Source organism: Streptomyces sp. NPDC005808, from assembly GCF_042871385.1.
Lineage (GTDB): Bacteria > Actinomycetota > Actinomycetes > Streptomycetales > Streptomycetaceae > Streptomyces.
Map to the genome: position 1 here is coordinate 673,047 of NZ_JBIAIK010000001.1, position 25,270 is coordinate 698,316.

Genomic DNA, 25,270 nt, shown 5'->3' on the forward strand with positions numbered 1-25,270 from the left:
GTTGAGTCGCTCGCTGCGGATGGCTCCAGCCTTGTCTGGGGTGCGCAGAGGGGAGCGCAGCGGCGTCGTTGCTGCCGAGGCTTTATGTGGGCATCCAGGACGTTCACCTGAACAGAAGGGTGGTGGACGTCATGAGGAACTCGAAATCTCAGGCGCGCGGCGTCCCCGGCAAGAGACGTGGAAGCAGGGCCGTGGCCGTTCGCCGCACAGCGGGTGCGACGGATATCAGGGCGCTGGCCGATGACCTCGGCGCGGCGCTCCTCCGTTCCGTTCGGCGAGGCGCTGCGGATGAGTCCCCTGCGGGGATCAGCCGTGGCTCGCCACAGGGTCGCGCGGCTGGGGTCAGCTGGTACGCCTTTGCTCTGGAGTACATGGAGATGAGGTGGCCGCTGATCGCGGCGAAGACCCGGGATGAGACCAACGATGCGCTGTGCGCGATCACCCGGGCGATGCTCCGGGACGTGCGGGGCCGTCCGAGCGATGAACTGCTGCGGCGGGCGATGCGGGGCTGGGCGTTCGTCGTCCCATGCCCGGAGCCGTGCCAGATGCCGGCGGATGTCCGGCTGGCCCTGCGCTGGGTGGCGGGAGCCTCACGTCCGCTGGCCGATCTGATGGATCCGGCCGTGATGCGGTCGGTGTTGACAGCCCTGCGGCTCAAGCAGGATGGCGCGGTGGCGGCGGCCGAGACGCAGCGGCACAAGCACAAGGTCCTGGTCAATGCGGTTCGGTACGCCGTCGAGCAGCGCAAGTTGCCCGCCGACCCACTTGCTCCCATCAAATGGAGCGTGGCTGAGACCGTCCACCAGGTCGACCCACGGGTGGTCGCCAACCCAGGTCAGGCGCGTTCCCTGCTGCGCGCGGTCTCCTACGTCGGCAGTTACCGGCGGGCTCGTGGACGGCGGCTGGTCGGACTGTTCGCCGGGATGTACTACGCCGGGCTGCGCCCCGCCGAAGCGGTCGGGGTGTCTTTGCCCAACTGCGTGCTGCCCGCGGAGGGCTGGGGTCAGGTGACCGTGCGTCGCACACTGCCGCAGGCAGGCAGGCAGGCAGGCGGTGGACCGGCACTGGAAGAGCCCACGACGAGCGCGGTCTCAAGGGCCGTCCGGCTGACGACACCCGGCCCGTACCGATGCCGCCCGAACTGGTGTCGCTCTGGCGGGAGAGCATCGACACATTCGGCACGGCGGACGACGGGCGGCTGTTCTTCAACGAGCGCGGCGGCGTTGTCGGGTCCAGCGCCTACGATCGTGCCTGGCACGAGGCCCGTGAACTTGCTCTTTCGCCCGACCTGGTGCGCTCGCTGCTCGCAGGCCGTCCTTATGACCTGCGGCACTCGGCTCTGTCCACCTGGCTCAACGCCGGCGTCGATCCCACCGAGGTCGCCGAACGCGCAGGCAACAGCGTCGAGGTCCTTATGACCAGCTACGCCAAGTGCCTGTATGGACGCCAGACGATCGCCAACCAGCGCATCGACAGGCTGTTGTGCGAGTACGAATAAGCCTGCAAGCCTGCTTCGGGTGGCATTTCGGATGTCGTCGGCGGTAGCGAATTGCTTATGTGTCTTCGAACCGTGGGGTGCCGACGCATCCGACTCGCCGCAGAATTGGAGCCTGCAGGGCGTTCCATGCCCAGTCAGGAGCCTGACCATCCGTCGCGAATCAGGCCCCTGACCTGCTATTTACCTAGTCGATTTCGGTGAACAGTTCGACCTCGTAGGCCCGTTGAGCTGTCGGACGAACCGGCTTCCAAAGTCGACCGCCCCTTGCAGCCGAGGTCGGCTCGGGAGCGGGCTGTGGCGTCGGGCGGGGCCTCCGACGGCGGCGAGGTGGCACCGTTGCTTTGACCCTTCGCCTTGATGAGGGGCGGCTGGTGCCGCGCTGGACGTGCGGCCGGTGCATGGACTTCATGGCTTTCTCCTTGGGTTCCGTTACCTAATGGGTCGTTTTGCGCCCTTAAGGTGCCTTTGGGATTCGGGCGTCATTGTGCCCTGCTGCACAAACCCCGAAGCATTCCGACGATCCGTCGGAATGGCTGGGGAGGATGATTGCAGCGTGGCAGATCGGCCGAGCAATCGCCAAGCAGTATGCGTTAGCTGAACGTTAATGGGTGTCCGATGCTCCGTGGCATGCTTTCTCGTGTCGGCCGATTTGGCCGATGGTGGCGTGAGTCGTGGGGAAACAAGGGTTGGCGATCATGGAATTTCGAGTACTGGGACCGGTGGTTGCGCTGCGGGCGGGGCTGCCGGTCAGGATGAAGTCGGCGAAGGCTCTCGAACTCCTCGCTGTTCTACTCATGGCGCCCGGTCATCGTGCCTCGCACGTTAGCGTTATGCGCCACCTGTGGCCGGGTGAGGAGGCGAACGCTAATCGAATTCGCCAGTGTTTTCATCAATTGCGGCAATCGTTGCCAGATATCACCCAGCAGAACGAGCGAGGGTACTGCCAGATTCAGGCTGATCCGTTGAGTGTCGACTACGTTCGCTTCCATGAATTCTGCCGCGCTGCAGATACCGCAGGGAGCACGTCTGTGCGTCTCAAGGCGCTCAGATCAGCTCTCGGTGAGTGGCGGGGAACACCCTTGGAAGACATGCCGGAAGAAGGCTTTGGACGAAAACGCGGCGAACTCATCACCGAGCTGAAGGAGGCGATGGTGGCATGTGTCCTCGCCGAATTGGAGTGCGGTCAGGCGCCTGCCGCGCTCGACCGGGCCAGCTCCGCGCTGACCCGCTGGCCGGAGAGCGAGACGCTACTCGAACTCAAGGTGCGTGCCCTGCGCACGCTCGGCAGGCATGACCAGATTGAGCCGCTGCTCGCCCGCTGGGAGCGCCAGTTTGGTCGGTCCACCGTTCACTTGCTGCTCGCTGGCGAGGCAGAAGAAGCAGGGACGGCAGCGGCTGGCAACCCATCGGCGTCGACCCGTGCGAAGCCCCGGCAGCTTCCGTCACAGTCGGTCGAACTGATCGGCCGTCAGCCTCAGATCGGCCGACTAACGGAGACTCTCCTGGGACATACGGCTGGGCGGAGCAAGGTTGTCGTGTTTACCGGCATGCCCGGTGTCGGGAAGACCTTCCTCGCTGTGCGGGCGGCCGCCCGGGTCGAGCAGAGCTTCCCGGACGGGATCCTCTACGTCGACCTCGGTGGATTCTCGCCAAGAGAGCCGGAGCGGCACGGCCCCGTCCTTGCCAGGCTCCTGAACGATCTTGGAGTGCGGCCCTCGACCCCGACGATGGACGGCATGGTCTCCGCTTACAGGACCGCCCTTGCGGACCGCGCAGTCCTGCTCATCCTGGACAACGCGCGTGATGAGGAGCATGTCCGCCTGCTGCTTCCCGGACTCGGGGCGAGCGCGGCGATCGTCACCAGTCGTCGTCACTTACATGGGCTGGCGATCCGGGAGGGAGCGGAACTGGTAGACCTCCCTCCGCTGGATCGGCAGGAAGCGACCGAACTGTTGAGGACACGGCTGGGTGAAGACCGGATGCGCATGGCCATCCCGTTCGTCGACGACCTGGTCGAGCACTGCGGCGGGGTGCCGCTGGCGCTCGGGATCATGGCCGCCCGAATTGCGCAACGCCCACCTGCGGCGCTCGCAGGCGTGGTCCGCGAATTGCGACAGGAGAGCACCAGACTGCGTTCCCTTGACATGGGCTCGGAGAACCTGAGCGTTCGCCTGTCGCTGGAAGCGTCCCACAGGCTGCTGTCGGAGCCGGCGGCCAGGCTCCTTTGGCAGATGGCGGTTCACCCGGGGCCGACGGTCAGTTGGGCGGCGCTGCGGGCGCTCGAATCGGACGACGCCGTCGGCGTCAGTAACGCCATGGATGACCTGATGCGGATGAGCCTTGTGACTGAGCCGACCTTTGAGCGCTACTTTCTGCACGACCTGGTCCGTGTCTATGCCGGCGAACTGGCGGATCGGCAGGACGAAGCCGAGCGAGCCCGGGTGGTGGAGCGAGTGCTGCACTTCCTGCTGCACAACGCCTGGGTTTGTGACCGGAAGCTGGATCCTGGCCGCCGACTGCCGATTGGCGAACCACGGGACGTCGAAGTCGTGGCTCCGACTTGCGCGGCGGATGCGATGTCCTGGTTCGAGAACGAGTACTCGACGCTGACTGCTGCGGTCAGGCTTGCCGAGAATCGTGGACTCGACCGTTACACATGGTTGCTGTCGATGGCCCTGGTGACCTTCCAGTGGCGCTCTGGGCGCAATTTGGATGCGCTCAAGTACCTGACTAGCGCTCTCGAGGCTGCGAGGCGGGAGGCCGGTCCGGCGGATGTGGCTATGGTTCACCGGATGCTTGCCGGTACTTATCGCGGCCTCGGGAATTTGGCCCAGGCGACGCAAGAACTGCGCAGGGCGGTACGGGTGAGCGAGGACGACGGAGACGTTCCGGGTGTTGCCATGGGGCGTTACGTTCTAGGCGTTCTGCTGCGAGAGAACGGCGCACCGAGTGAGGCGCTGGAGCACTTCACGGCTGCCTTGTCTGCCTTCGAACGACTTGGCGATCCCTTGGGTAGCGGAGCCGCCCTTAACGGTATTGGAAGTGCCTGCTACGACTTGGGCCAGTACGACGAGGGCGTGGAGCACTGCCTGCGGTCACTGACCCTGCTGGACACTACGGATGACGTAAATGGTCGGGCACATGTGTTGTTCAGCCTGGGCCGGATCCGGGTGGCACTGGCGGAGTACGAGGCCGCCGTCATGGACTTCGAGCGTGCCCGCGACCTCTACCAGTCGCTGAACTATGGAAGTCGGGAGGCCAGGACGCTGGTCTGGCTCGCGGAAGCGCTCTGTGGTGCCGGTCGGCCTCGGGAGGCTGAGGAGGCGATCGAGCGGGCTCAGGTCCTGCTGGGAGAACTGGGTGAGAGTGACCTCGACACGGCTGTCGAGCAGTTGAGGTGCCTGCCGTGACAGCGAGTCCCCAAGGGAGGATCACGGTCCGGACAAGCCGAGCCGGTATGGGGCCGTTGGGTCGGGTCGCGTGGCCTTCGGGGACGCGAGGGAGCCAGACTTGGGCAGCATTGGCCGTAGATAGCCCAACACCTCGGCCACGCCGCTCGGCCGCTCGTACGGATCGATGGAGACCATGGCGAGCGCGAGACTCCGGAGCCCTTCCGGCATCTCGGCACGGAAGTCGTTTGGGAAGGCTGGGGTCGTGCCGTCGGGCGGACTCTCCCGGCCGCTGTACGGCAACTCTGACACGGTCATCGCGAACAACATGGCGCCGAGGGAGAAGACGTCGGCCTGCGGGGTGAGCACCGAGGTTGGGTCGTACTGCTCCGGGGCGGCGTATCCGGGAGTGCCGCGAGGATCGGCGTTCTCCTCTCCGATCGGGACAGAGATGCCCACATCCAGCAGCCGGACCCGGCCGTCGGGTTGCATCATGACGTTGTTCGGTGTGACGTCCCGATGGACATATCTCTCGGCGTGCACGCCATTCAGAATCTCGCAGAGCTGTGCGACAACCGACATGGCTGCAGCGGCCGGAACGGGATGGTGCTCGTTGATCCACGACGCGACCGTGATGCCCTCGATGAGTTCCATCACGATGTACCGGCGTTCGCTCCACCCATAGCGACCGTCCCCCAACACCTCCGGGATCCCCCGCACGTTCGACATGAATCGAAGTCGTTCGAGCTCCCTTTCTAGATGTTTGCCGAAATAGGAATAGTCGGCTGTCGACTCGAAGGTCCGGTGAAACTGCGATTTGACTGCCACGTCCTTGCGGAGGTGCTCGTCCCGGGCAACGAAGATCTCACCTTCGCCGCCGTGACCGAGCGGTCGCAAAACTCGGTAACGGCCGTCCAGAAGAGTTCCAGGAAGCAAGGCGCACGCTCCGTACCCGAAAGAAAATTCCCGGCCGGCTCGATCGCATGCCCCGGGGTGCAGAGAAGTGAGGACATTATGACAGCGAGTTGGCCACCCGACGGCCTGGTTGGAGATTCCGGCGTCATTGAGGTACGCCTGGGCATGTTCGGTCCAGAGCGGTACCGATGCCCGGCGTCCGATGCGCTGAAGGCTCGCGGACTGCGGCCGCGCGAGCGGGCCGCTTGGAAGCCCGAGGTGCTGAACCCGTTTCCGAACGGCCCCTTCATGGACGAGGCTGACAGGCTGGAATGGCCGGTGGACGAGCCTCCGCCGAGCGCGTCTCGCGGCGTTCGGCGGCGTCCGCTGCACGACGGCGTTCGGCAGTGGACCGAGCATGCGCTCCGGATGTACCAGGAGGCGTTCTCTGCGGATCTGGACCTCCGACTCACCCGTCGGCCTTGGGTATACAGGCACCACCGCCCGAGCAGCGAAGGGCGGGGCACTGTGGAGTACCGGATCACAGCGTGGGGACTGTGCTTCGAGTCCGACGACGGCCGCTTGCGTGAGCTACGCCTACCGGTCAACCGGCTTCGTAAGCGCAGCGCGGCGGAGTGCGCCGTTGCCGCCCTGGTTGTGGCGGAGGGGAATCTCGATCCCCGGCTCGAATGGGTCAGGGTTGTCCAGTTCGCGCTGTCCGACGGTCGAACGGACACGATCTTCGATGGCACTCGGGACGAGGCGTTGGCCTTGTACCGGGCCGACGGGGCGCCCGCTGTCCGCGCACTGCTCGACAGCCAGGAGTACCGGCCCGGTACTGCCTGTACTTCGTGTGCCGTTGCGCCGGTCTGTCCGGCGCTTCCGCGGGCTGAGGGGCTTCTCGGGATAGCCGATCGGAGTCGGCCGCGGCGCAGTTGGTCCTCGACCACCGGCCGGGGGCACCGGAGTTGTCCGGCCCGCGGCTATCTGCGCGGCCTTCGGCTCCCAGCCGATGACACCGTGGAGCGGGGGGCAGCCGTCGAGCGTGGTCGGGCGGTCCACGCGTTCCTCGCCGAGCGGCATGGCCAGTGGTCGGGTACGCCGTGTACCCCCGAGATCCCAGCGAACTGGGTGCCTGAGGGCTACCGGCTACCCGACGAGGAGCGGCAGCTCGGGGCCGAGTTATTGCGTCATCACGCCGAGGTGTGCCCACTCCGTACGGCTGAACCGCGATCGGAGATCCAGACTGAGCCCCGGCTGGTGTTCGACGACACCGCGGCCGACTTGCTGGTCGTGGCAGAGCCCGACCTGCTGTACCGGGAAGCGGGCTCCTGGATCTGGCGGGAGACCAAGACCTCCGCCAGTGACCGCCCGCGCCGCAACATACTGGCCACCTATCCTCAACTGGCCTTGGGCGTCCGTGTCATTGCTGGTGGCGTGCTGCCCAGACCGCAGGCCGGAGGACGGGTCGAACTGGAACTGCTGCACCCCGGAGGCGTCGATCTGCGAATCCTCGACCCGTTTGCTCCGGAGACCCAGGCTGCCGCGGAGGCGGTACTGCGCGAGCAAGTTTCGGGCTGGCACGCGGAGACGCTCTTCGAGGCCGTCCCTGGTGCCGAGTGTGCCACCTGCGAGGTGGCCAGATGGTGCTCTGCCCGGCGGCCGCAGGGGCACGGAACGGGGACAAGCCGGTGAGTGGGGATGAACGAACGGATGTTGACCTCCTCACGGAGGTGGCCCGGGGCGTGATTGAACTGACCTCAGTGGACCGATCGTCGACATTCCGGCTGCCTTATCCGCCGAGCCTCCAGTTGGCGCTAGACCGCGTGGTGCTGTTAGGGCTGATGCATGGTCAACCGGTGCCCGTCGGAGTGCCAGAGCTGCTGCTTTGGTGCAGGGAGCGCGGGCCGTCGGGATGGCCACTGGCGTTGCCAAGCGGTTTCCTGACCGACGATGCCCGCTTGATCGATCCCGCGGCGGGCGAACCGACCCGGACCTGCGCCGAACTGGCCTCCCTTGGCCCGCGTGGCGCGCTGGAGCAGGAAGCCGAGACCCGGCTCGCTGAACTTGCTGACGCCTGCGGCACCGTGGAGCGCTTCGCACTTTGCCGCGACTTCCTCATCCGGCGGCCCATCATCCTCCGGTTCGACCCGATGGAGATGCTCCAGCCGACTGTGGCTCAGACCTGGAAGCTGGTCAAAGACCTCTATGCCCCCGTGCCGGACCGCTTCACTATCGACGGGCTGGTACACCGCTGCAAAAGCTGTCTGCTGCTTGCCAAACCCGTGACGACGGCCGGTCCCTGGTGCGAGGGCGGTTGTACACCGGGGGACCGCGAATTCGAATCGTCGCACCAACTCGGGCACGCCCTGGCTCTGCCGTTCGGGCTCAGGCTCTTCCTGGCGCTCCCAGGCAGCACCGAACATAACGTCCGTTCTCGCCTCACGTCGCAGGCCCAGTTGCTCCCGCTGGGTCTGGGTGTCCACCGCGTCGTCGGCCACGACGGGACACTCCACACCTTTCAGGTCCACAACCGGGGACAGCCTGTTCCAGCCGCCCTGCGAGCAGCGGATGTCGCTGCCCGGCTCGGCGGACCTTTGGACGTCGTAGTCCCGGACGAGCTCGTGGCGTACCCCGGGTACCGGCAGGACTTCGACCGTGCGCTGCCCGTCGGCGCACGGGTGCGTCTGCTGTCCGCGACCGAGTTCACCACACCGGAGCCAACCGTCCGAGCGAGGAGGAATCATGCGTAGCACCGCCCAGTCGCTGGGTGAGGTGGTCAGCTGTCTGTTGAAAGCCGCACCGCAGCTGAAGAGGGCCCGGTTGGTCTCCCTTTGTGAGATCGAGGTTGGTCTCGTCCTTCAGGAGCGATTTGCTGCCGGCGCGCCGGCAGCGGATGCCTGGACGCTTTTCAGTGGGTACCCGTTCGCGTGGGCCTGGGAAGCCGTAGACGCGGCCGGACAACGAACCCTCCGCACGGCCCGGCACACACTATGGATCTGGGGCCGTCGTCTGGCCTGGACCGAGGCGCTTGAGGAGTACCAGCGGCTTGACCGCCAACTCCGTGCCTATGAGGTCGCCGATCCGGGCCTTCCGGCCGTCCGGCGCTCCTCGTTGTCGGTGGCACCGGACCGTTGGGAGACGTACGAGCTGCTGATGCGCGAGGCACCGATGTTCGCCGGACGCCCCTTGACGTTCGCGAAGGCCGGCCGGCATGCCTTCCCGATCGGTCGGCATCTGACCACCGTCCAGCTCCCTGAGCACACCCTGCCGCCACCGGTCGGCCACAACCTTGCGGCACCCCCGGCGAACGGGGGCGAGCCGCTGACCTTCCGATGGGACGACCTGGTGAAGACTGCGGAGTTCATGGACTCGGTCAAATCTGAGAATTGGACCGGACGGCTGGATGCGATCCACCTTTTCACCCGCCAGGCCGGGAAGTTCACATGTGCGGACACCTTCGAGGTAGCTGGGATCCAGCATCTGCTGGGCATCGTCGGCGCCGGCAAGAGCACCCTGCGGGACGTGCTGGCGGTACACCTGGCCAAACGGGGCCTTCGGGCGACCGTTGTGGTTGGGGACGTCGCCGAGCAGCTCAAACTGGTTCAGTTGTACAACACGTACGTCCCCGGTTCGGCCGCCCCGGTGCTCGGCGCGACGGGCCGTCAGCAGCACGCCGAACGGCTGCACCGGCGGCTGGTCGGCCGTGGCGCGCGCAATCTGCTTACCCACGACGATGCTGGGTTCGCTTACCTGAGCACTTCCTGTGCCCTGAACGCGCTGCGGCACGCGGATGGTCAACTCGCCGACGACCTGCTCGGTTTCGGCGAGGCACCGTGCACCAGGCTGCAACCGCCCGGCAATCGCGGCGACTACGCGGACGACCTGTGGATACGGCGCCGGGTGGCCTGCCCGTTCTGGTCGGGCTGCCCCCGCCATCACGGTGCCCGCGAACTGGTCGATGCGGCTGTCTGGGTCGCCACACCGCCCAGCCTGATCGACTCGGCGGTGCCGCACCCGCAGAATCATGAGCGCATCCGCTACCTCGAACTCGCCTGTCGGCGCAGCGACCTGGTGATCGTCGACGAAGCAGACCGGGTCCAGATGCAACTCGACCGGATGTTCGCGCCCGGCATCCCGCTGATCGGCGGCGGTCCCGACACTCGATCTTTTCTTGACGATGTCAACCAGCATCGCATCCGTGAGTTGGCCGGTGCTGGGCGGATCCAGCTGTCGGATCGGGACGTCGAGAACTGGTCGGCTGCTGTCAACACCACGCAGACCGCAGCGGACCGTCTGGTCGCCATGTTGGTGAGTGATGTCGGCCTGCGCGATTGGGTCAGGACCGGTTATTTCAGCGCCTGGACGCTCCAGCTCCGCCTGTTGGAGGAGCGGTACCCGCTGCCGGAAGATCACGACGGCGCTCAGGCTGAGGCGGCGGAGCCCGACGCCGAGCGTTCTCTTCGGGCGCCGCGGCGCCGACTGACCGAAATCCTTGACGGCTTCCGAGAGAATCCGTTCGGCGACCGGCGCCCGATCCCCGAGGACGGCGTTGCACTCACCGGCCTGCTGAGCGAACTACTACACACCAACTACCGCGAGAACACCCGCAGTCGGCTGGAGAAGGTGCTCCGCGACCTCTTCGACCTCGATCCCCTCCTGGAGCCGAATAACGAGGGCCGGGAGCGTTACCAGGAGCTGCGTGCCCGCGCCAATGGTGAGTGGGGGCGGAAACCTGCGCAGCGTGCGGCGAGCCGCAGGAGGGCCAAGCGCCGGAGGAAGGACTGTCTGCTGGAGAATCCGGAACAGTGGCTGAGCCTACTGATGACCCGCTTTGAGTTCACCTTGCTGCTCAGCGCGCTGGAGCCCAAACTCGCCCTGATCAACGCCATGTGGCCGCGCGTCGCGGCGGCACTCAACCTGGGCTTCAACGAGATGTACCGCAGGCCGCTCGACTACGGCCCGATGGTGCCCGAGGCGCCAATGGGCAATGTGATCGGCTTTCAGTTCCTGATGGAAGGCCCGGACCTCGGCGGAGCGCGTACCGGAGAGTTGCGCTTCTTCCGCTGTAGCGGGCTCGGCCGGGAACTGCTCCGTGCGATGCCTGACCTGCCGACGGTGGACGGTCGACCCGGCACCAATGTCCTGCTGATGTCGGGCAGCAGCTGGGCCGGGAGCTCTAGCCGCTACCACATCCCGGTGCCTATCGGCGTGATCATTGAGCCGGATCCGAAGGAACTGAAACGGATCGTTGAACAGAGCGAGTTCCGCTTCGAGTTCGTCCGCGACGACTGTCTGTGCCGTGTGGCTTGCGAGTGCCAGGTGCCTAATGAGGCAGAGCGGCTCTCGGGTGAGCCACTCGACCAGCGAGCCGCCATCCTGCGCCGAATGGCCATCGCCCTTGGTAAGGACGACACCGGAATCAGCCGTCTCCAGGAGGAGTTGAGGCTCCTCCCGGAGAGCCGCCGCCACATCCTCCTGCTTGTCGGCAGTTATGAGGAAGCCAAGCTTGTGGCGGACACCTTGCACATCCTTAGCAAGCGCTGGAGGGGCAGAGTCCATCGGCTGGTGTCCGACGACGACCCCAACGCTGGCACATGGTCGGATGACGACGAACACCACGCCCCCGTTCTGCGCCGCGGCGACGTGGAGACGCTAGCCAACACCAATGCCGACATCTTGGTGGCGCCTCTGCTAGCAGTGGAACGCGGACACAATATCCTCGACCTCGACCGCCGGCACGCCGCAATCGGGTCGATCTACTTCCTCGCTCGGCCCAACCCGCGTCCCGACGACCTCGGGCTCGCGGTGCACGCGATCAACGACTGGATCGTGCGGGCCATCGACGGTGGGGAGTTCACCGACTGGGTCAGGGGCGAGCTCACCTTGGGCCTGGGCGCCCGCAAGGTCAGGGACCTGGCCCGTTCTGAGTGGTACCGGGTATTGGCCAGGAGCATGGCCTGGAGCCGTCTGAGCGATGACGACCGGAAGCAGGTCACCTGGGATCTACTCGTGCTGATCTGGCAGGTGATCGGCCGCTCCGTGCGCGGCGCGGTACCCACCCGGGTCGCCTTCGTTGACGCCGCGTTCGCGCCCAACCTGGCCACCGGCCAGTCGCCAGGTCAGCCGGACACCCCGAAGACCAGTCTCCTGCACAGCATCCATGCCGTGCTCAGGCCCTACTTCACCCCGGACACTCCTGTGCCCGCGGCCGACCGGCACATCGTCCAGGCGCTCTACCGGCCGATGTGGACTGCCCTCGACCGCTGCCTCATCCAGTTCACCGACGAAGGGAACACCGCATGCACCGCCTGATCAGCACCACCGCCTATGAACCGGACCCGCAGGCCGGAGCCTGGACCGAGCAATATCGCGTGATCAGTTTTCCAGAGGAATGGCGGACCGAGTTCATGGACCTCTACCGGCGACGGTGGCGTCGCCGGGAACAACCGGTGGGCCTGCCGATCAGCAAGCTCAACGACCTACTTCGGGCCATAGCCCCGGGCCTGGTGGCCACCGGGCGGGGAGCCGGAAACAGCGCCGAGTCACCCTGGTTCTACGCGTCCGAGGAGATGCCGGCCGAACTGGTCGCCCCGTTGTTGGTCTCGTGGGTGATGACCCTGCCGCCCAGCACCGATTCCGATGCCGAGCGTGCGGCCGACCACCAAGCGGCCCTGGATCGGGCACTGGCTTTGATCGACCGGCACACCCCACAGTGGCGGCACGAGTCCTTGGACCTCACTGCAGCGGAGCCCTCCCCGGGAGGCACGGCCCAACCCGACCGGAGGCTCTACCACCTGCTGCCCGAGTGGATCGGCGCCAGGCTCGCTGCTCGCCCTCTCCACCTCAACGGCGTCGACCTCTCCTTCCGGCTGGTCACCCGCGACCAGGGCGTCGAGCTGGTCAGCTGGCCGCCACGGACATACACCCGAGGGAAAAGCACCTGGTACTACTCGGGTCTGGTGACCATCACCGTCCAGACAGTGCCGTTCGCCGCGAGATTCAGGGTGCACGTCTCCTACGGGATCCGCCGCTGGGCCACCGGATCGCCCGTCCGGCTGCCGGAGGGCCGAGGTGCGACTGCCCTGCTCGACGCACCTCTGCCCTGGTCTGGGGCCGACGGTTCGCGCCGACGGCTGACTGCCAACTCCCTGGCCTTCGACCGTGGCCTGGGCATGCTGTCCTGGAGCCGGCATAGCCTGGTCGACCTGCTGCCCGAACTCGACGTGCTTCGGGCCTACCCCAAGCCGACCGAGTTGATCACCGAACCGGTGGACTGGATCGAGGGCCGCGACGGAGTTGCCGCAGGCATCCTGCACAGCACGGCGATGGGCCGGCACGGCGTCGGCACCGGACTTATGCCACTCGAGCGTTCGCTCCTCGATCAGTGGTTTGAGGAGAGTCTCCACCCAGTCCTGCGTCGAGTGCCCGACCTGGAACGCGCGCATCGGAAGGCCAAGCCCGCCCTGCTGCCCACCTCTGCGACGAAGGATCTGGAGAAGCAGGAGGTGCGCTCCCGACGGCGAGTGCAAGCCCGGCGCGACGCGGTGCGCGCGGCACTCGGCGGGCAGCCGCTGCTGATAGACGTGCTCTGGCAGACCGAGGAAACCCGCGACGAGTTGATCGCGATGCTTCGCGAGTGGTTGGGACTTCCGACCGGCTCCGGCGGAGTGGAAGGCGACTATGAGTGGCAGGACGGAGACCTGCACGTTGTGCTCCGTGCCCGGCCACTTGGTGCCCTGGGCGCCCCGTTGTTGGTCGTCCGGAAATCCGGCCGGTCGCGAGCCCAGGCACTGGCCGAGGCCGTGCGGGAGCGGGCCGCGCTGACAGCTGCCCAGCTTGGCCCTCGAACCAGTCCGGTGGGGCTGGCGATCGTAGAGACGCTGGGCCCCGATCGGTTCTCAGTACAGGACTCCGACCCCAAGTCGGCACTGCGGCACGGCTGCGCCGCAGCCCGGCGGGTCAGCCAGTTCATCGTCGTACCGGAGGACTCCGACGGGGCTGTGGCTCTGCGCGCCCGGTCCGCCCTGGCTGACGGGATGCGCCAGCTCGGGGCCGTGGTCCCGCCGGATCAGCGGCTGGACGAGGCACTGGCAGACGACCTCCAATACCTTGCGCTCTGGCAGGTCCGGCGAAAGGCCAACGGACCGACGCGGCAGGCCGGACAGCGCCTGGTCGCTCTCCGGATCCGCCCACACGATCCGGTGCACCCCGTACGAGGGTGGGACGACGCCCGCAAGAAATGGGTACCTTACGCCCAACTGCTGCTCACACTTGCCACCGATGGCGCCGTGGCGGATGCCACCGCAACGCGCACCCGATCAGGCCGATTCGCCTCGACTACCGAGGAGCGGCGCGACGAGGTCGAGCGCCAGATCAGGTCGCTGCTCTACCAGGTGCGCGACCGGCCGACCCTACTGCTGGCGAACAGCGGCAACCTGCGTGAGGCTTGGCCCGGCCTCAACAACGGGCAGTTGCGCAGAGACATGGTCACGTTCCATTGCGAGCCGCCCGCCCGGCTCGCGCTCTTCGGGAGGGACCTGCGGATGGTGCTGCTTCGGGACGCAAACAGCCGTGGCGAGACACCCCAGTGGTACGCACCTGCCGAGACCGATGAGGAGACGCCAGGGTTCTCCGCTGGTCTGTGGGCGGCACAGGGCGCGGGCCCGGACGATCGGGTGTTCATCAGTACCGTCGGCAAGCCGCCCGCTGCGGGCACGGTGCGGAATGACCTGCGCAAGCTGGTGCCCCACAAGGATTGGCCACACGGCCCCGCAGCCACCGCCTGGAACCCGCAGGCTCTGGAACTCACCGTGCTCGGCTGCCTGTCCGAGTCGGCTCTGGCAGCCGCAGGGCGCGCCGGTATAGCCCCGGACCGGCCCGCCGTAGTTACAGCGGCCGCCCATCAGCTGCGCTTCCACGATGAGTACCACCCGCTCTCCCGGCCCCTCCCACTACACCTCGCGAAGCTGGCCGAAGAGTACTTCCTGCCTCTTGCCGTGGCCCCGGCTCCGGTAGCCGAGCAGGACTCTCAATAGTCGTCTGCGACGCGATATAGGCAGTTCCGCAGTTTGCTCGAGCTGTGGAGCGTGCCGCGGTTGTCTCCAGCATGAGGCGGGAAAGCCCCTGGCCAGCAGGAGCTTTCCGCTGGTGCCGAGGAGCGCGGTGCTCCATTAGATCTGAAGCCCGTGAGGTACCCGGTTCCAGGCTCTGACCCCTCGGCTCAGGAAAGTGGAACGGCCTGCTCAGACGTCTGCCTTGTTCGCTTCCCTGGCCGCAAACATGCAGCTCACAAGCGGGTCGTGGCTCCCGGAACCCCGAATTAGACGCCTCGTTCCCGCGCATATCCCGCAGGGAGCGATGTCACGGGATCGGACAATTGGGATTTCGGTCGACCGGTGCGCCGAAATCCCAGGTCGGAATACGTGGGCTGGCGAGTGCACATGGCTTACTTGGCCGTTGCTGTTTTGGCATGCACAAAAAAGGCCCTGACCGGCGTTTCCGCTGGTCAGGGCCTAAATTTCCGGTGCCCCCGGCAGGATTCGAACCTGCGCACACGGCTCCGGAGGCCGTTGCTCTATCCCCTGAGCTACGGGGGCGTGTCGGGCGCTTGGTTTGCGGCGACGGGTAGAACCCTACCAGCTCTTATGGGGGTGACTGGCATGGGTTTCGGTGGGGGACGGGTGGGGTGTTGTCGGGGGAGTGGTGGGTTCCGGGAAGGGTGTAGGTGGGTCGTCCGCACGGGGTGGAAGTGGGGAAAACCCGGACGCGGCGGTGGGTGCGGACCTACCCTCAAGTTGTGCCAGGCGCGTCGGGCCGGGTGCTTGTTGTGGACGACAACAAGGTCATCCGGCAGCTGATCAGGGTCAACCTCGAGCTGGAGGGTCTCGAGGTCGTGACCGCGGCCGATGGTGCCGAATGCCTGGACGTCGTGCATCAGGTGCGGCCCGATGTGGTGACGCTCGATGTGGTCATGCCTCGGCTGGACGGGCTGCGCACCGCCGCTCGCCTTCGGGCCGACCCGCGGACCCGGAACCTTCCCCTCGCCATCGTCAGCGCCTGCACTCAGTACGAGGTCGAGAGCGGACTTGATGTCGGGGTCGACGCGTTTCTTGCCAAGCCCTTCGAGCCAGCCGAACTCGTAAAGCTGGTACGGCAATTGATGGGGCGTCGGGGGAATGGCGGTGGCGATGGCAGCGGCACCGGAGCCCCCTTCCCTGGTGTCTTCGGCGCCGAAGAGGCCGAGCGCGCTGGACGTGCCGGTCACTGACCCAGCACTCCCCGACCCAGCATGCCCGACCCAGCAGTCACTGACCCAGCAGTCCGTGAAGCAGCATTCCCTGCCGACATGTGAGTCGATGACGTATCAGTCACTCACGGGCCGCCCAGCTCGTCCACATTCCGGACCACCCTAAACCGACTCGCCTGCCCACCCCCCTCCTCCCCTACGCTTGTCCCGTGACCCCCGTCGAGCTCTCCCGTACCGTGCTGGGCGCGGTGCGTCGTGCTGTGGACGAGGGGGAGCTGAGCGTGGTGGTGCCGGCACGGGCGGTGGTGACCGTGCCGGGGGCCGGGGGGTGTGGGGACTACGCCACAAACATCGCGCTGCAGCTGGCCCGGCCGGCCGGGCGGGCGCCGCGGCAGGTCGCGGAGATCCTCCGGCCGCATCTCAGCGGCGCGCCCGGTGTCGCGGACGTCGCGATCACCGGACCCGGATTCCTGAACATCAGCCTCGACCTGGCCGACGCCGCCCGCACACTGGTGTCCGAGATCCTCCGACAAGGCAGTCGGTACGGGTACGGCGACGCCCTCGCCGGGCAGGTCATCGAGCTGAGCGTGCCGTACGACATCCGTGCCGAGGTCGTTGCCGACACGCTCGTACAGATCATCGCCACCCAGGGCGGCCGCGCCATTGCCACCCAGGGCGGTCGCGCCATCGCCACGCAGGGCGGTCGCGTCATCTCCACCCAATGCGGGCGCGCCGAGGTGCGGAACTCCGAGCCGGTCAGTCTCCGGCCCGTCCCCGCCCCCGAGGACCCCGTCGCCCTCGGCCCCGACGCCGCCCGCTGGGCCCTGCTCCACCCAGCACCCCATGACCGGCCCCGGATCACCGCGGAGCACCTCGTCCAGCGCGAGATCAACCCCCTCTTCCGCATCCGGTACGCCTACGCCCGCACCCGCGCCCTCGGCCGTAACGCCGCGAGTCTGGGCATCGACAGCGCCGTCGCGGACGTACCCCAGGCGAGCGCCCCCGAAGACGTACGTCGGGCGGCAGAACTTCTCAGGGCCCTCGCCGAGTACCCCCGCACCCTCAGCGCCGCCGCCACCCACCACGCCCCCGACCGGCTCGCCCGGCATCTCGTCACCACCGCCGATGCCGTCCTCGACTTTCAGCACAGCGTGTTGCCGCTCGGTGACGAGAAACCGTCGGACGCCCACCGGGCCCGGCTGGCGCTTGCCGAAGCCGCCGGGACGGTACTGGCCGCTGGCCTGTCCCTGCTCGGCATCAGCGCACCCGAATACCTCTGACCCAGTACCCGAACACCTCTGACCCAATAGATGACCAGTACACGACCCAGTACACGACCCAGTGCACGACCTAGTACGACGCAGTACACGACCCAGTAGACGACCCAGCAGATGACACAGTAGAAAGCCCCACAGACATGAGCCGTTCCGCACATCCCGCCGGGCCCCGTCACGCCGATGTTCTGACTGAGGGGCACTACACCGCTCCGCCCGCGGACCTCAACGCCCTCGACCCGAAGATCTGGGCCCAGACCGTCACCCGCAACGGCGACGGAGTCGTCAGTGTCGGCGGGATCGACGTGGGCACGCTCGCCGAGGAGTTCGGCACCCCCGCCTACTTCATCGACGAGGCCGACTTCCGGGCGCGGGCGCGCGCCTGGCGTACCGCCTTCGGGCATGACGCCGACGTCTTCTACGCCGGAAAGGCGTTCCTGTCCCGGGCCGTCGTGCGCTGGCTGGACGAGGAGGGGCTCAATCTGGACGTGTGCTCCGGTGGTGAGCTCGCCACCGCCCTCTCTGCCGGTATGCCTGCCGACCGCATCGCCATGCACGGCAACAACAAGTCCATCGAGGAGATCACCAGGGCCGTGGAGAGCGGCGTCGGACGTATCGTCCTCGACTCCTTCCAGGAGATCGTCCGCGTCGCCCACATCGCGCAGTCCCTCGGCAAGCGGCAGCGGGTGCAGATCCGGGTGACGGTGGGCGTGGAGGCGCATACCCACGAGTTCATCGCCACGGCGCACGAGGACCAGAAGTTCGGTATCCCGCTGGCCGGCGGTCGGGCCGCGGAGGCCGCGCGCCGTGCCCTCCAGCTCGACGGGCTCGAACTGATCGGCATCCACAGTCACATCGGCTCCCAGATCTTCGACACGTCCGGGTTCGAGGTGGCCGCCCACCGCGTCATCGGACTGCTCAAGCAGATCCGCGACGAGCACGGTGTCGAGCTGCCCGAGATCGACCTCGGCGGCGGCCTCGGAATCGCGTACACCAGCGAGGACGACCCGCGCGAGCCGCACGAGATCGCCAAGGCGCTGACCGAGATCGTCACCCGCGAGTGCGACGCCGCCAAGCTGCGGACGCCGCGGATCTCCGTGGAGCCCGGGCGCGCCATCGTGGGTCCGACCGCCTTCACGCTCTACGAGGTCGGCACCATCAAGCCGCTCGACGGGCTTCGGACGTACGTCTCCGTGGACGGAGGCATGTCCGACAACATCCGGACCGCTCTCTACGACGCCGAGTACAGCGTCGCCCTCGTCTCCCGTACGAGTGACGCCGAGCCCATGCTCGTCCGGGTCGTCGGCAAGCACTGCGAGAGTGGCGACATCGTGGTGCGGGACGCGTTCCTGCCCGCCGACCTGGCGCCCGGTGATCTCATCGCCGTCCCTGCCACCGGCGCCTACTGCCGGTCCATGGCCAGCAACTACAACCACGCACTCCGCCCGCCGGTCGTCGCCGTGCACGACGGCGAGGCCCGGGTGATCGTCCGCCGCGAAACGGAGGAGGACCTGCTCCGCCTCGACGTCGGCTGATCGACGCCGACCAGGAGAGTGGCCGGCAGAGGAAGATCGGCCGAGAGATCTCGGCCGAGAAGTGCCACCAGGGGCGGAAGATCTCCGGTCTTCCGCCATCGTGGTAATGAAATGGACGTCTCACGATCCGGACATGGGATAGAAAGTCCCGTCCGGTGAGTGAGACTGGTCCAACCGTGACGTAACAGGAAACGAGGTCGGATGATGCGTACGCGTCCGCTGAAGGTGGCGCTGCTGGGCTGTGGGGTAGTCGGCTCAGAGGTGGCGCGCATCATGACGACGCACGCCGACGATCTCGCCGCCAGGATCGGGGCCCCGGTGGAACTGGCCGGCGTCGCCGTACGCCGCCCCACCAAGGTCCGTGCGGGCATCGACCCCGCCCTCATCACCACCGACGCGACCGCGCTCGTCAAACGGGGCGACATCGACGTCGTCGTCGAGGTCATCGGCGGTATCGAGCCCGCTCGTACGCTCATCACCACCGCCTTCGAGCACGGCGCCTCCGTCGTCTCCGCGAACAAGGCACTGCTCGCCCAGGACGGTGCCGCGCTGCACGCCGCCGCCGAGGAACAGGGCAAGGACCTCTATTACGAGGCCGCCGTCGCCGGCGCCATCCCGCTCATCCGGCCGCTGCGCGAGTCCCTCGCCGGCGACAAGATCAACCGCGTGATGGGCATCGTCAACGGCACCACCAACTTCATCCTCGACAAGATGGATTCGACGGGCGCCGGGTATCAGGAGGCGCTCGACGAGGCCACCGCGCTGGGATACGCCGAGGCCGACCCCACCGCCGACGTCGAGGGCTTCGACGCCGCCGCCAAGGCCGCGATCCTCGCCGGAATCGCCTTCCACACGCGCGTGCGTCTCGACGACGTGTACCGCGAGGGCATGATCGAGGTCACCGCCTCCGACTTCGCCTCGGCCAAGGCGATGGACTGCACCATCAAACTGCTCGCCATCTGTGAGCGGGCCGCCGACGGCGGGTCCGTCACCGCGCGCGTGCACCCGGCGATGATCCCGCTGAGCCACCCGCTCGCCTCCGTGCGCGGCGCGTACAACGCGGTCTTCGTCGAGTCGGACGCCGCCGGGCAGCTCATGTTCTACGGGCCGGGTGCCGGTGGCGCGCCGACCGCGTCCGCCGTGCTCGGCGATCTCGTGGCCGTCTGTCGCAACAAGCTCAGCGGCTCGACCGGGCCCGGCGACTCCGCGTACGCCCAACTGCCCGTCTCGTCCCTGGACGAGGTCGTGACGCGCTACCACATCAGCCTCGACGTGGCCGACAAACCGGGTGTTCTCGCCCAGGTGGCCACCGTCTTCGCTGAGCACGGGGTGTCCATCGATACCGTGCGCCAGCAGGGAAAGGACGGCGAGGCCTCCCTCGTCGTAGTCACCCATCGCGCGTCCGACGCATCCCTGAACGGGACCGTCGAGGCGCTGCGCAGCCTCGACACCGTGCGGGGTGTCGCCAGCATCATGCGGGTTGAAGGAGAGTAACCAGCAATGACGACCCACCAGTGGCGCGGAATCATCGAGGAGTACCGGGACCGGCTGCCGGTATCCGGCAGCACGCCGGTCGTGACCCTCCGGGAGGGCGGTACGCCGCTCGTGCCCGCGCAGGTGCTCTCGGAGCGCACCGGATGCGAGGTCCACCTGAAGGTGGAGGGCGCCAACCCGACCGGGTCCTTCAAGGACCGCGGTATGACCATGGCCATCTCCAAGGCCAAGGAGGAGGGCGCGAAGGCCGTCATCTGCGCCTCCACCGGCAATACGTCCGCGAGCGCCGCCGCCTATGCCGTACGTGCCGGGATGGTCTGTGCCGTTCTCGTGCCGCAGGGCAAGATCGCGATCGGCAAGATGGGGCAGGCCCTCGTGCACGGCGCGAAGATCCTCCAGGTCGACGGCAACTTCGACGACTGTCTGACGCTGGCGCGTGCGCTGTCCGACAACTACCCGGTGGCGCTGGTCAATTCGGTCAACCCGGTGCGCATCGAGGGCCAGAAGACCGCTGCGTTCGAGATCGTGGACATGCTCGGCGACGCGCCCGACATCCACGTCCTGCCGGTGGGCAACGCGGGCAACATCACCGCGTACTGGAAGGGGTACAAGGAGTACGCCGCCGACGGCATCGCCCAACGGACCCCGCGCATGTGGGGTTTCCAGGCCTCCGGTTCCGCCCCGATCGTGCGCGGCGAGGTCGTCAAGGACCCGTCGACCATCGCCACCGCCATCCGTATCGGCAACCCGGCGTCCTGGCAGTTCGCGCTCGCCGCCCGGGACGAGTCGGGCGGGTTCATCGACGAGGTGACGGACCGTGAGATCCTGCGCGCCTACCGCCTGTTGGCCGCACAGGAAGGTGTCTTCGTCGAGCCCGCGTCGGCCGCGTCCGTCGCCGGTCTGCTGAAGGCCGCCGAGCAGGGCAAGGTCGACCCGGGCCAGAGGATCGTCTGCACGGTCACCGGAAACGGGCTCAAGGATCCGGACTGGGCCGTCGCCGGCGCTCCGCAGCCGGTGACCGTTCCGGTGGACGCGGTCGCGGCAGCCGAGAAGCTCGGTCTCGCGTAGAACGGCGCGCGACATCTCGCGTAGAACGTCGCGCAACACCTCGCGTAAACGGAGAACACCCCGCAGGACACCCGGAGGGGGGTGCACAGGGGGCTTACGACACGCATCGTGCGCCTCCTGTGCGCCCTATGTCGCCACAGAACCTGTCTTCGATAGGCTGTACTGAACCCGCCCGCCGCATATGCCGCGGAGCCGCCCTCGTTGTGGCCTTCGGGTGTTGACGTACGCGTCAGGTTCGCAGCGCAAGCCGTCCCCATCCGTATCGCCGGCCGTTCCACAGCCGTACCGCCAGTCGCACCACAGTCGTATCGCAATACGCCCCACGTTCGTACCGCACGTTTTCGACAATCTCGCACGTCACGCACTTCAAGGTCCCGCACGTCACGCAGTTCAGGGTCCCGCACGTCACGCAGTTCAAGGTCTCGTACATCACGCAGCTCAAGGAGAGTCATCGAGCGATGGCCGGTCCAGCCTTCCGCGCCGCCGCCGTCCGGGTGCGCGTCCCCGCCACCAGCGCCAATCTCGGGCCGGGCTTCGACGCCTTCGGCCTGTCACTGGGGCTGTACGACGACGTGGTCGTCCGGGTGGCGGACGCCGGGCTGCACATCGACATCGCGGGTGAGGGCAGTGAGACGCTGCCGCGCGACGAGGGTCATCTCCTCGTACGTTCCCTGCGCACCGCCTTCGATCTGCTGGGTGGACAGCCGCGCGGCCTTGAGATCGTCTGCGCCAACCGCATCCCGCACGGCCGGGGACTCGGTTCCTCGTCGGCCGCCATCTGCGCCGGCATCGTGGCGGCGCGGGCGGTGACGATAGGCGGAGACGCGAAACTCGACGACTCGGCCCTGCTTGAGCTCGCCACCGAGATCGAGGGGCACCCCGACAACGTCGCGGCCTGTCTGCTCGGCGGATTCACGCTCTCCTGGATGGAGACCGGCGCTGCGCGGGCGATCAGGATGGACCCCGCCGATTCCATCGTTCCGGTGGTTTTCGTACCGGGAAAGCCGGTCCTTACCGAGACCGCGCGCGGTCTGCTTCCGCGTACCGTGCCGCATGTCGACGCAGCGGCCAACGCGGGCCGCGCCGCACTGCTCGTCGAGGCTCTCACCCGGCGTCCCGACCTACTGCTGCCGGCCACCGAGGACCGTTTGCACCAGGAGTACCGCGCCCCGGCCATGCCCGAGAGCATCGCGTTGGTGGAACGGCTGCGAGGCGACGGCATCCCCGCGGTGATCTCCGGCGCGGGCCCCACGGTGCTGGCCCTCGCTGACGGGGCGTCGGCCGATAAAATCGCCGACCTCGCAGGTCAGGGGTGGGCTGCCAACCGTCTGGACCTCGACGCCACGGGAGCGAGCGTGTTGCCGCTCGCACCCTCCGGTGTCAATTAGAAGCGCGCGGTTACCGGATTTCGAGAGGGGGAATGTTTGTTGGATCCGGTAGTGTTAATCTCAAGTCTGCACCCGACCTCACCATGGCGAGGTGCTTCACGTCCCCGTCCGGGACACCCATTCTTCCGGGAGCCTCCCAAACTGCTTTGTGCCATGCATTGGGTGCTATGTGCTGAGCAGTGTTGAGCACGCTCCGGAACCGGCGTGACCGAGCCGATGACACCGCAAATCAGTGCCACGGCTCCGGAACCGTCATCACCAGTCATTTCTTCCGCCGCGTTGGCGGACCACCGCCCCGGCACGGTCCGTACCAAAAGGACCAAATCCGGACAGCAAAACCGGTCGCCGTGCCAGACAGGCCGACGTCCGCTCCAGGGAAGGACCCTTCGTGAGCGACACCACCGATCTGATGGGCGCACGTGTCGAGGAGACCGCTGCCGCGCCCGCCACGGACGCCTCAGCGGCGCCTGCCTCCGGTGCAGGCTCCCGGCGGCGCCGCGGTACCGGCCTTGACGGCATGGTGCTTGCCGAGCTTCAGCAGGTCGCGTCAGGCCTCGGTATCAGGGGCACCGCGCGGATGCGCAAGAGCCAGCTGATCGAGGTAATCAAGGAGGCGCAGGCCGGCGGAGGCGGCGCGTCGGCGAAGGCCGACGCCACTGCCGAGACCAAGCCGAAGCGCCGGGCCACCTCGAAGGCCCGTACGGGCGTTGAGGCCGCCGAGGCCGAGACCAAGGCCGAACAGCCCGCCGCCGAGAAGGCCGTGGCCCCGCAGCAGATCGACATTCCCGGCCAGCCCGCCGGTGGCCCCTCCCGCGCGAGCGAAGCCGAGGAAGCCCCCGCGGGCGAGCGTCGCCGGCGCCGCGCCGTGGCCGAGGCCGGCAGCCCCGAGACGGTCACCGCCGAGGCGAAGAGCGAGTCCAAGACGGAGACCCTGGTCGAGGCCAAGGCCGACGCGGGTGACGGCGACGGCCGGCAGGGCCGCCGTGACCGTCGTGACCGCGACCGCGACCGCGGTGGCCGTGACCGCGACCGCCGGGCCGGCAAGACCGACGAGCAGCAGGGCCAGGGACAGGGCGGTCAGGGACAAGGCGGTCAGGGACAGGGCGGCCAGGGTCAGGGCGGCGGTCAGCAGCGCCAGGACCGGCAGCAGCAGAGCCAGGGCGGCGGCCGTCAGGACCGCCAGGACCGCCAGGACCGGCAGCAGCGCGACAACGGCCCCCAGGACGACGACGAGTTCGGCGATGGCCGTCGCGGCCGTCGCGGCCGTTACCGGGACCGCCGTGGCCGTCGTGGCCGCGAGGACTTCGGCCCGAACGAGCCGCAGGTCGCCGACGACGACGTCCTGATCCCCGTCGCGGGAATCCTCGACATCCTCGACAACTACGCGTTCATCCGTACGTCCGGCTACCTGCCGGGTCCGAACGACGTGTACGTCTCCCTCGCCCAGGTCCGCAAGAACGGTCTGCGCAAGGGCGACCACGTCACGGGCGCGGTCCGCCAGCCCAAGGACGGCGAGCGCCGCGAGAAGTTCAACGCGCTGGTCCGCCTCGACTCCGCGAACGGCATGGCCGCCGAATCCGGCCGTGGCCGCCCGGAGTTCAACAAGCTGACGCCCCTTTACCCGCAGGACCGGCTCCGTCTGGAGACCGACCCGGGTGTGCTGACGACTCGCATCATCGACCTCGTCGCGCCGATCGGTAAGGGCCAGCGTGGTCTGATCGTGGCCCCGCCGAAGACCGGCAAGACCATGATCCTGCAGGCGGTCGCCAACGCGATCACCGTCAACAACCCCGAGTGCCACCTGATGGTCGTCCTGGTCGACGAGCGTCCGGAAGAGGTCACCGACATGCAGCGGTCGGTGAAGGGCGAGGTCATCTCCTCGACCTTCGACCGCCCGGCCGAGGACCACACCACGGTCGCCGAGCTCGCCATCGAGCGGGCCAAGCGTCTGGTGGAGCTGGGTCACGACGTCGTCGTACTGCTCGACTCGATCACGCGTCTGGGCCGTGCGTACAACCTCGCCGCCCCCGCCTCCGGCCGCATCCTGTCCGGTGGTGTCGACTCGACCGCGCTGTACCCGCCGAAGCGCTTCTTCGGTGCCGCGCGCAACATCGAGGACGGCGGCTCGCTGACCATCCTGGCCACCGCGCTCGTCGACACGGGCTCGCGCATGGACGAGGTGATCTTCGAGGAGTTCAAGGGCACCGGCAACATGGAGCTCAAGCTCGACCGGAAGCTCGCCGACAAGCGCATCTTCCCGGCGGTCGACGTCGACCCGTCGGGTACGCGCAAGGAAGAGATCCTCCTCAACGCGGAGGAGCTCGCCATCGTCTGGAAGCTGCGCCGGGTGCTGCACGCCCTCGACTCGCAGCAGGCCATCGAGCTTCTGCTGGACAAGATGAAGCAGACCAAGTCCAACGCCGAGTTCCTGATGCAGATCGCGAAGACGACGCCGGGCAACGGCAACGACTGATCCGAATC

General features: G+C 67.5%; 14 protein-coding genes and 1 tRNA gene. 13 read left to right on the forward strand and 2 right to left on the reverse strand.

The genetic code is table 11. From position 1 onward, the window contains the following. Window positions 1-1,129: 1,129 nt before the first annotated feature. On the forward strand, window positions 1,130-1,498 hold the full coding sequence (locus ACFYPC_RS03035; RefSeq protein ID WP_388669702.1) for a hypothetical protein: 369 nt from the start codon (window positions 1,130-1,132) through the stop codon (window positions 1,496-1,498). Between the two features lie 695 nt (window positions 1,499-2,193). Further along, window positions 2,194-4,908 (forward strand): tetratricopeptide repeat protein, encoded by a 2,715-nt coding sequence (locus ACFYPC_RS03040; protein WP_388670045.1) that lies wholly within the window; start codon window positions 2,194-2,196, stop codon window positions 4,906-4,908. Window positions 4,909-4,929: 21 nt separating this feature from the next. Here ACFYPC_RS03040 and ACFYPC_RS03045 read toward each other — a convergent pair whose 3' ends face one another. Then, window positions 4,930-5,784 carry a serine/threonine-protein kinase gene (locus tag ACFYPC_RS03045; RefSeq protein WP_388669705.1) on the reverse strand — a complete coding sequence of 285 codons (855 nt, stop codon included), beginning with the start codon at window positions 5,782-5,784 and terminating at the stop codon, window positions 4,930-4,932. 426 nt (window positions 5,785-6,210) lie between these two features. On the opposite strand from ACFYPC_RS03045, the gene ACFYPC_RS03050 reads away from it, so the two are divergent. Genes ACFYPC_RS03050 through ACFYPC_RS03065 form a run of 4 tightly spaced genes read left to right on the forward strand, consistent with a single transcriptional unit; the run spans window position 6,211 to window position 14,819 of the window. Then, window positions 6,211-7,476 (forward strand): PD-(D/E)XK nuclease family protein, encoded by a 1,266-nt coding sequence (locus ACFYPC_RS03050; RefSeq protein ID WP_388670048.1) that lies wholly within the window; start codon window positions 6,211-6,213, stop codon window positions 7,474-7,476. Next, window positions 7,425-8,534: a hypothetical protein gene (locus ACFYPC_RS03055; protein ID WP_388669708.1), complete on the forward strand. Its 1,110-nt coding sequence runs from the start codon at window positions 7,425-7,427 to the stop codon at window positions 8,532-8,534. Before ACFYPC_RS03050 ends, ACFYPC_RS03055 begins: the two co-directional genes overlap by 52 nt. Beyond that, the gene (locus tag ACFYPC_RS03060) at window positions 8,527-12,096 is read left to right on the forward strand and encodes a hypothetical protein (protein ID WP_388669711.1); all 3,570 of its coding nucleotides are present in this window, start codon (window positions 8,527-8,529) and stop codon (window positions 12,094-12,096) included. Before ACFYPC_RS03055 ends, ACFYPC_RS03060 begins: the two co-directional genes overlap by 8 nt. After that, window positions 12,084-14,819 (forward strand): pPIWI_RE module domain-containing protein, encoded by a 2,736-nt coding sequence (locus tag ACFYPC_RS03065; protein ID WP_388669713.1) that lies wholly within the window; start codon window positions 12,084-12,086, stop codon window positions 14,817-14,819. Before ACFYPC_RS03060 ends, ACFYPC_RS03065 begins: the two co-directional genes overlap by 13 nt. Before the next feature lie 489 nt (window positions 14,820-15,308). On the opposite strand, the gene ACFYPC_RS03070 is transcribed toward ACFYPC_RS03065, so the two are convergent. Continuing rightward, window positions 15,309-15,380: transfer RNA gene (locus ACFYPC_RS03070), tRNA-Arg, on the reverse strand. Between the two features lie 152 nt (window positions 15,381-15,532). On the opposite strand from ACFYPC_RS03070, the gene ACFYPC_RS03075 reads away from it, so the two are divergent. From ACFYPC_RS03075 to rho, 7 genes are all read left to right on the forward strand, one after another. Continuing rightward, window positions 15,533-16,051 carry a response regulator gene (locus tag ACFYPC_RS03075; RefSeq protein WP_388670051.1) on the forward strand — a complete coding sequence of 173 codons (519 nt, stop codon included), beginning with the start codon at window positions 15,533-15,535 and terminating at the stop codon, window positions 16,049-16,051. Window positions 16,052-16,239: 188 nt separating this feature from the next. Beyond that, window positions 16,240-17,310 carry an ArgS-related anticodon-binding protein NrtL gene (nrtL, locus tag ACFYPC_RS03080; protein WP_388669716.1) on the forward strand — a complete coding sequence of 357 codons (1,071 nt, stop codon included), beginning with the start codon at window positions 16,240-16,242 and terminating at the stop codon, window positions 17,308-17,310. A gap of 137 nt (window positions 17,311-17,447) precedes the next feature. Then, a complete protein-coding gene (gene lysA / locus ACFYPC_RS03085; protein ID WP_388669719.1) occupies window positions 17,448-18,839 on the forward strand; it encodes a diaminopimelate decarboxylase in 1,392 nt (463 codons plus the stop codon). 204 nt (window positions 18,840-19,043) lie between these two features. After that, window positions 19,044-20,333, forward strand: coding sequence for a homoserine dehydrogenase (locus tag ACFYPC_RS03090; RefSeq protein WP_388670055.1), 1,290 nt, complete (start codon window positions 19,044-19,046; stop codon window positions 20,331-20,333). Between the two features lie 6 nt (window positions 20,334-20,339). Continuing rightward, window positions 20,340-21,401, forward strand: coding sequence for a threonine synthase (thrC, locus tag ACFYPC_RS03095; protein WP_388669722.1), 1,062 nt, complete (start codon window positions 20,340-20,342; stop codon window positions 21,399-21,401). Between the two features lie 458 nt (window positions 21,402-21,859). Then, a complete protein-coding gene (thrB, locus tag ACFYPC_RS03100) occupies window positions 21,860-22,789 on the forward strand; it encodes a homoserine kinase (protein WP_388669725.1) in 930 nt (309 codons plus the stop codon). Between the two features lie 388 nt (window positions 22,790-23,177). Then, a complete protein-coding gene (gene rho, locus ACFYPC_RS03105; protein ID WP_388669728.1) occupies window positions 23,178-25,262 on the forward strand; it encodes a transcription termination factor Rho in 2,085 nt (694 codons plus the stop codon). Window positions 25,263-25,270: the final 8 nt, after the last annotated feature.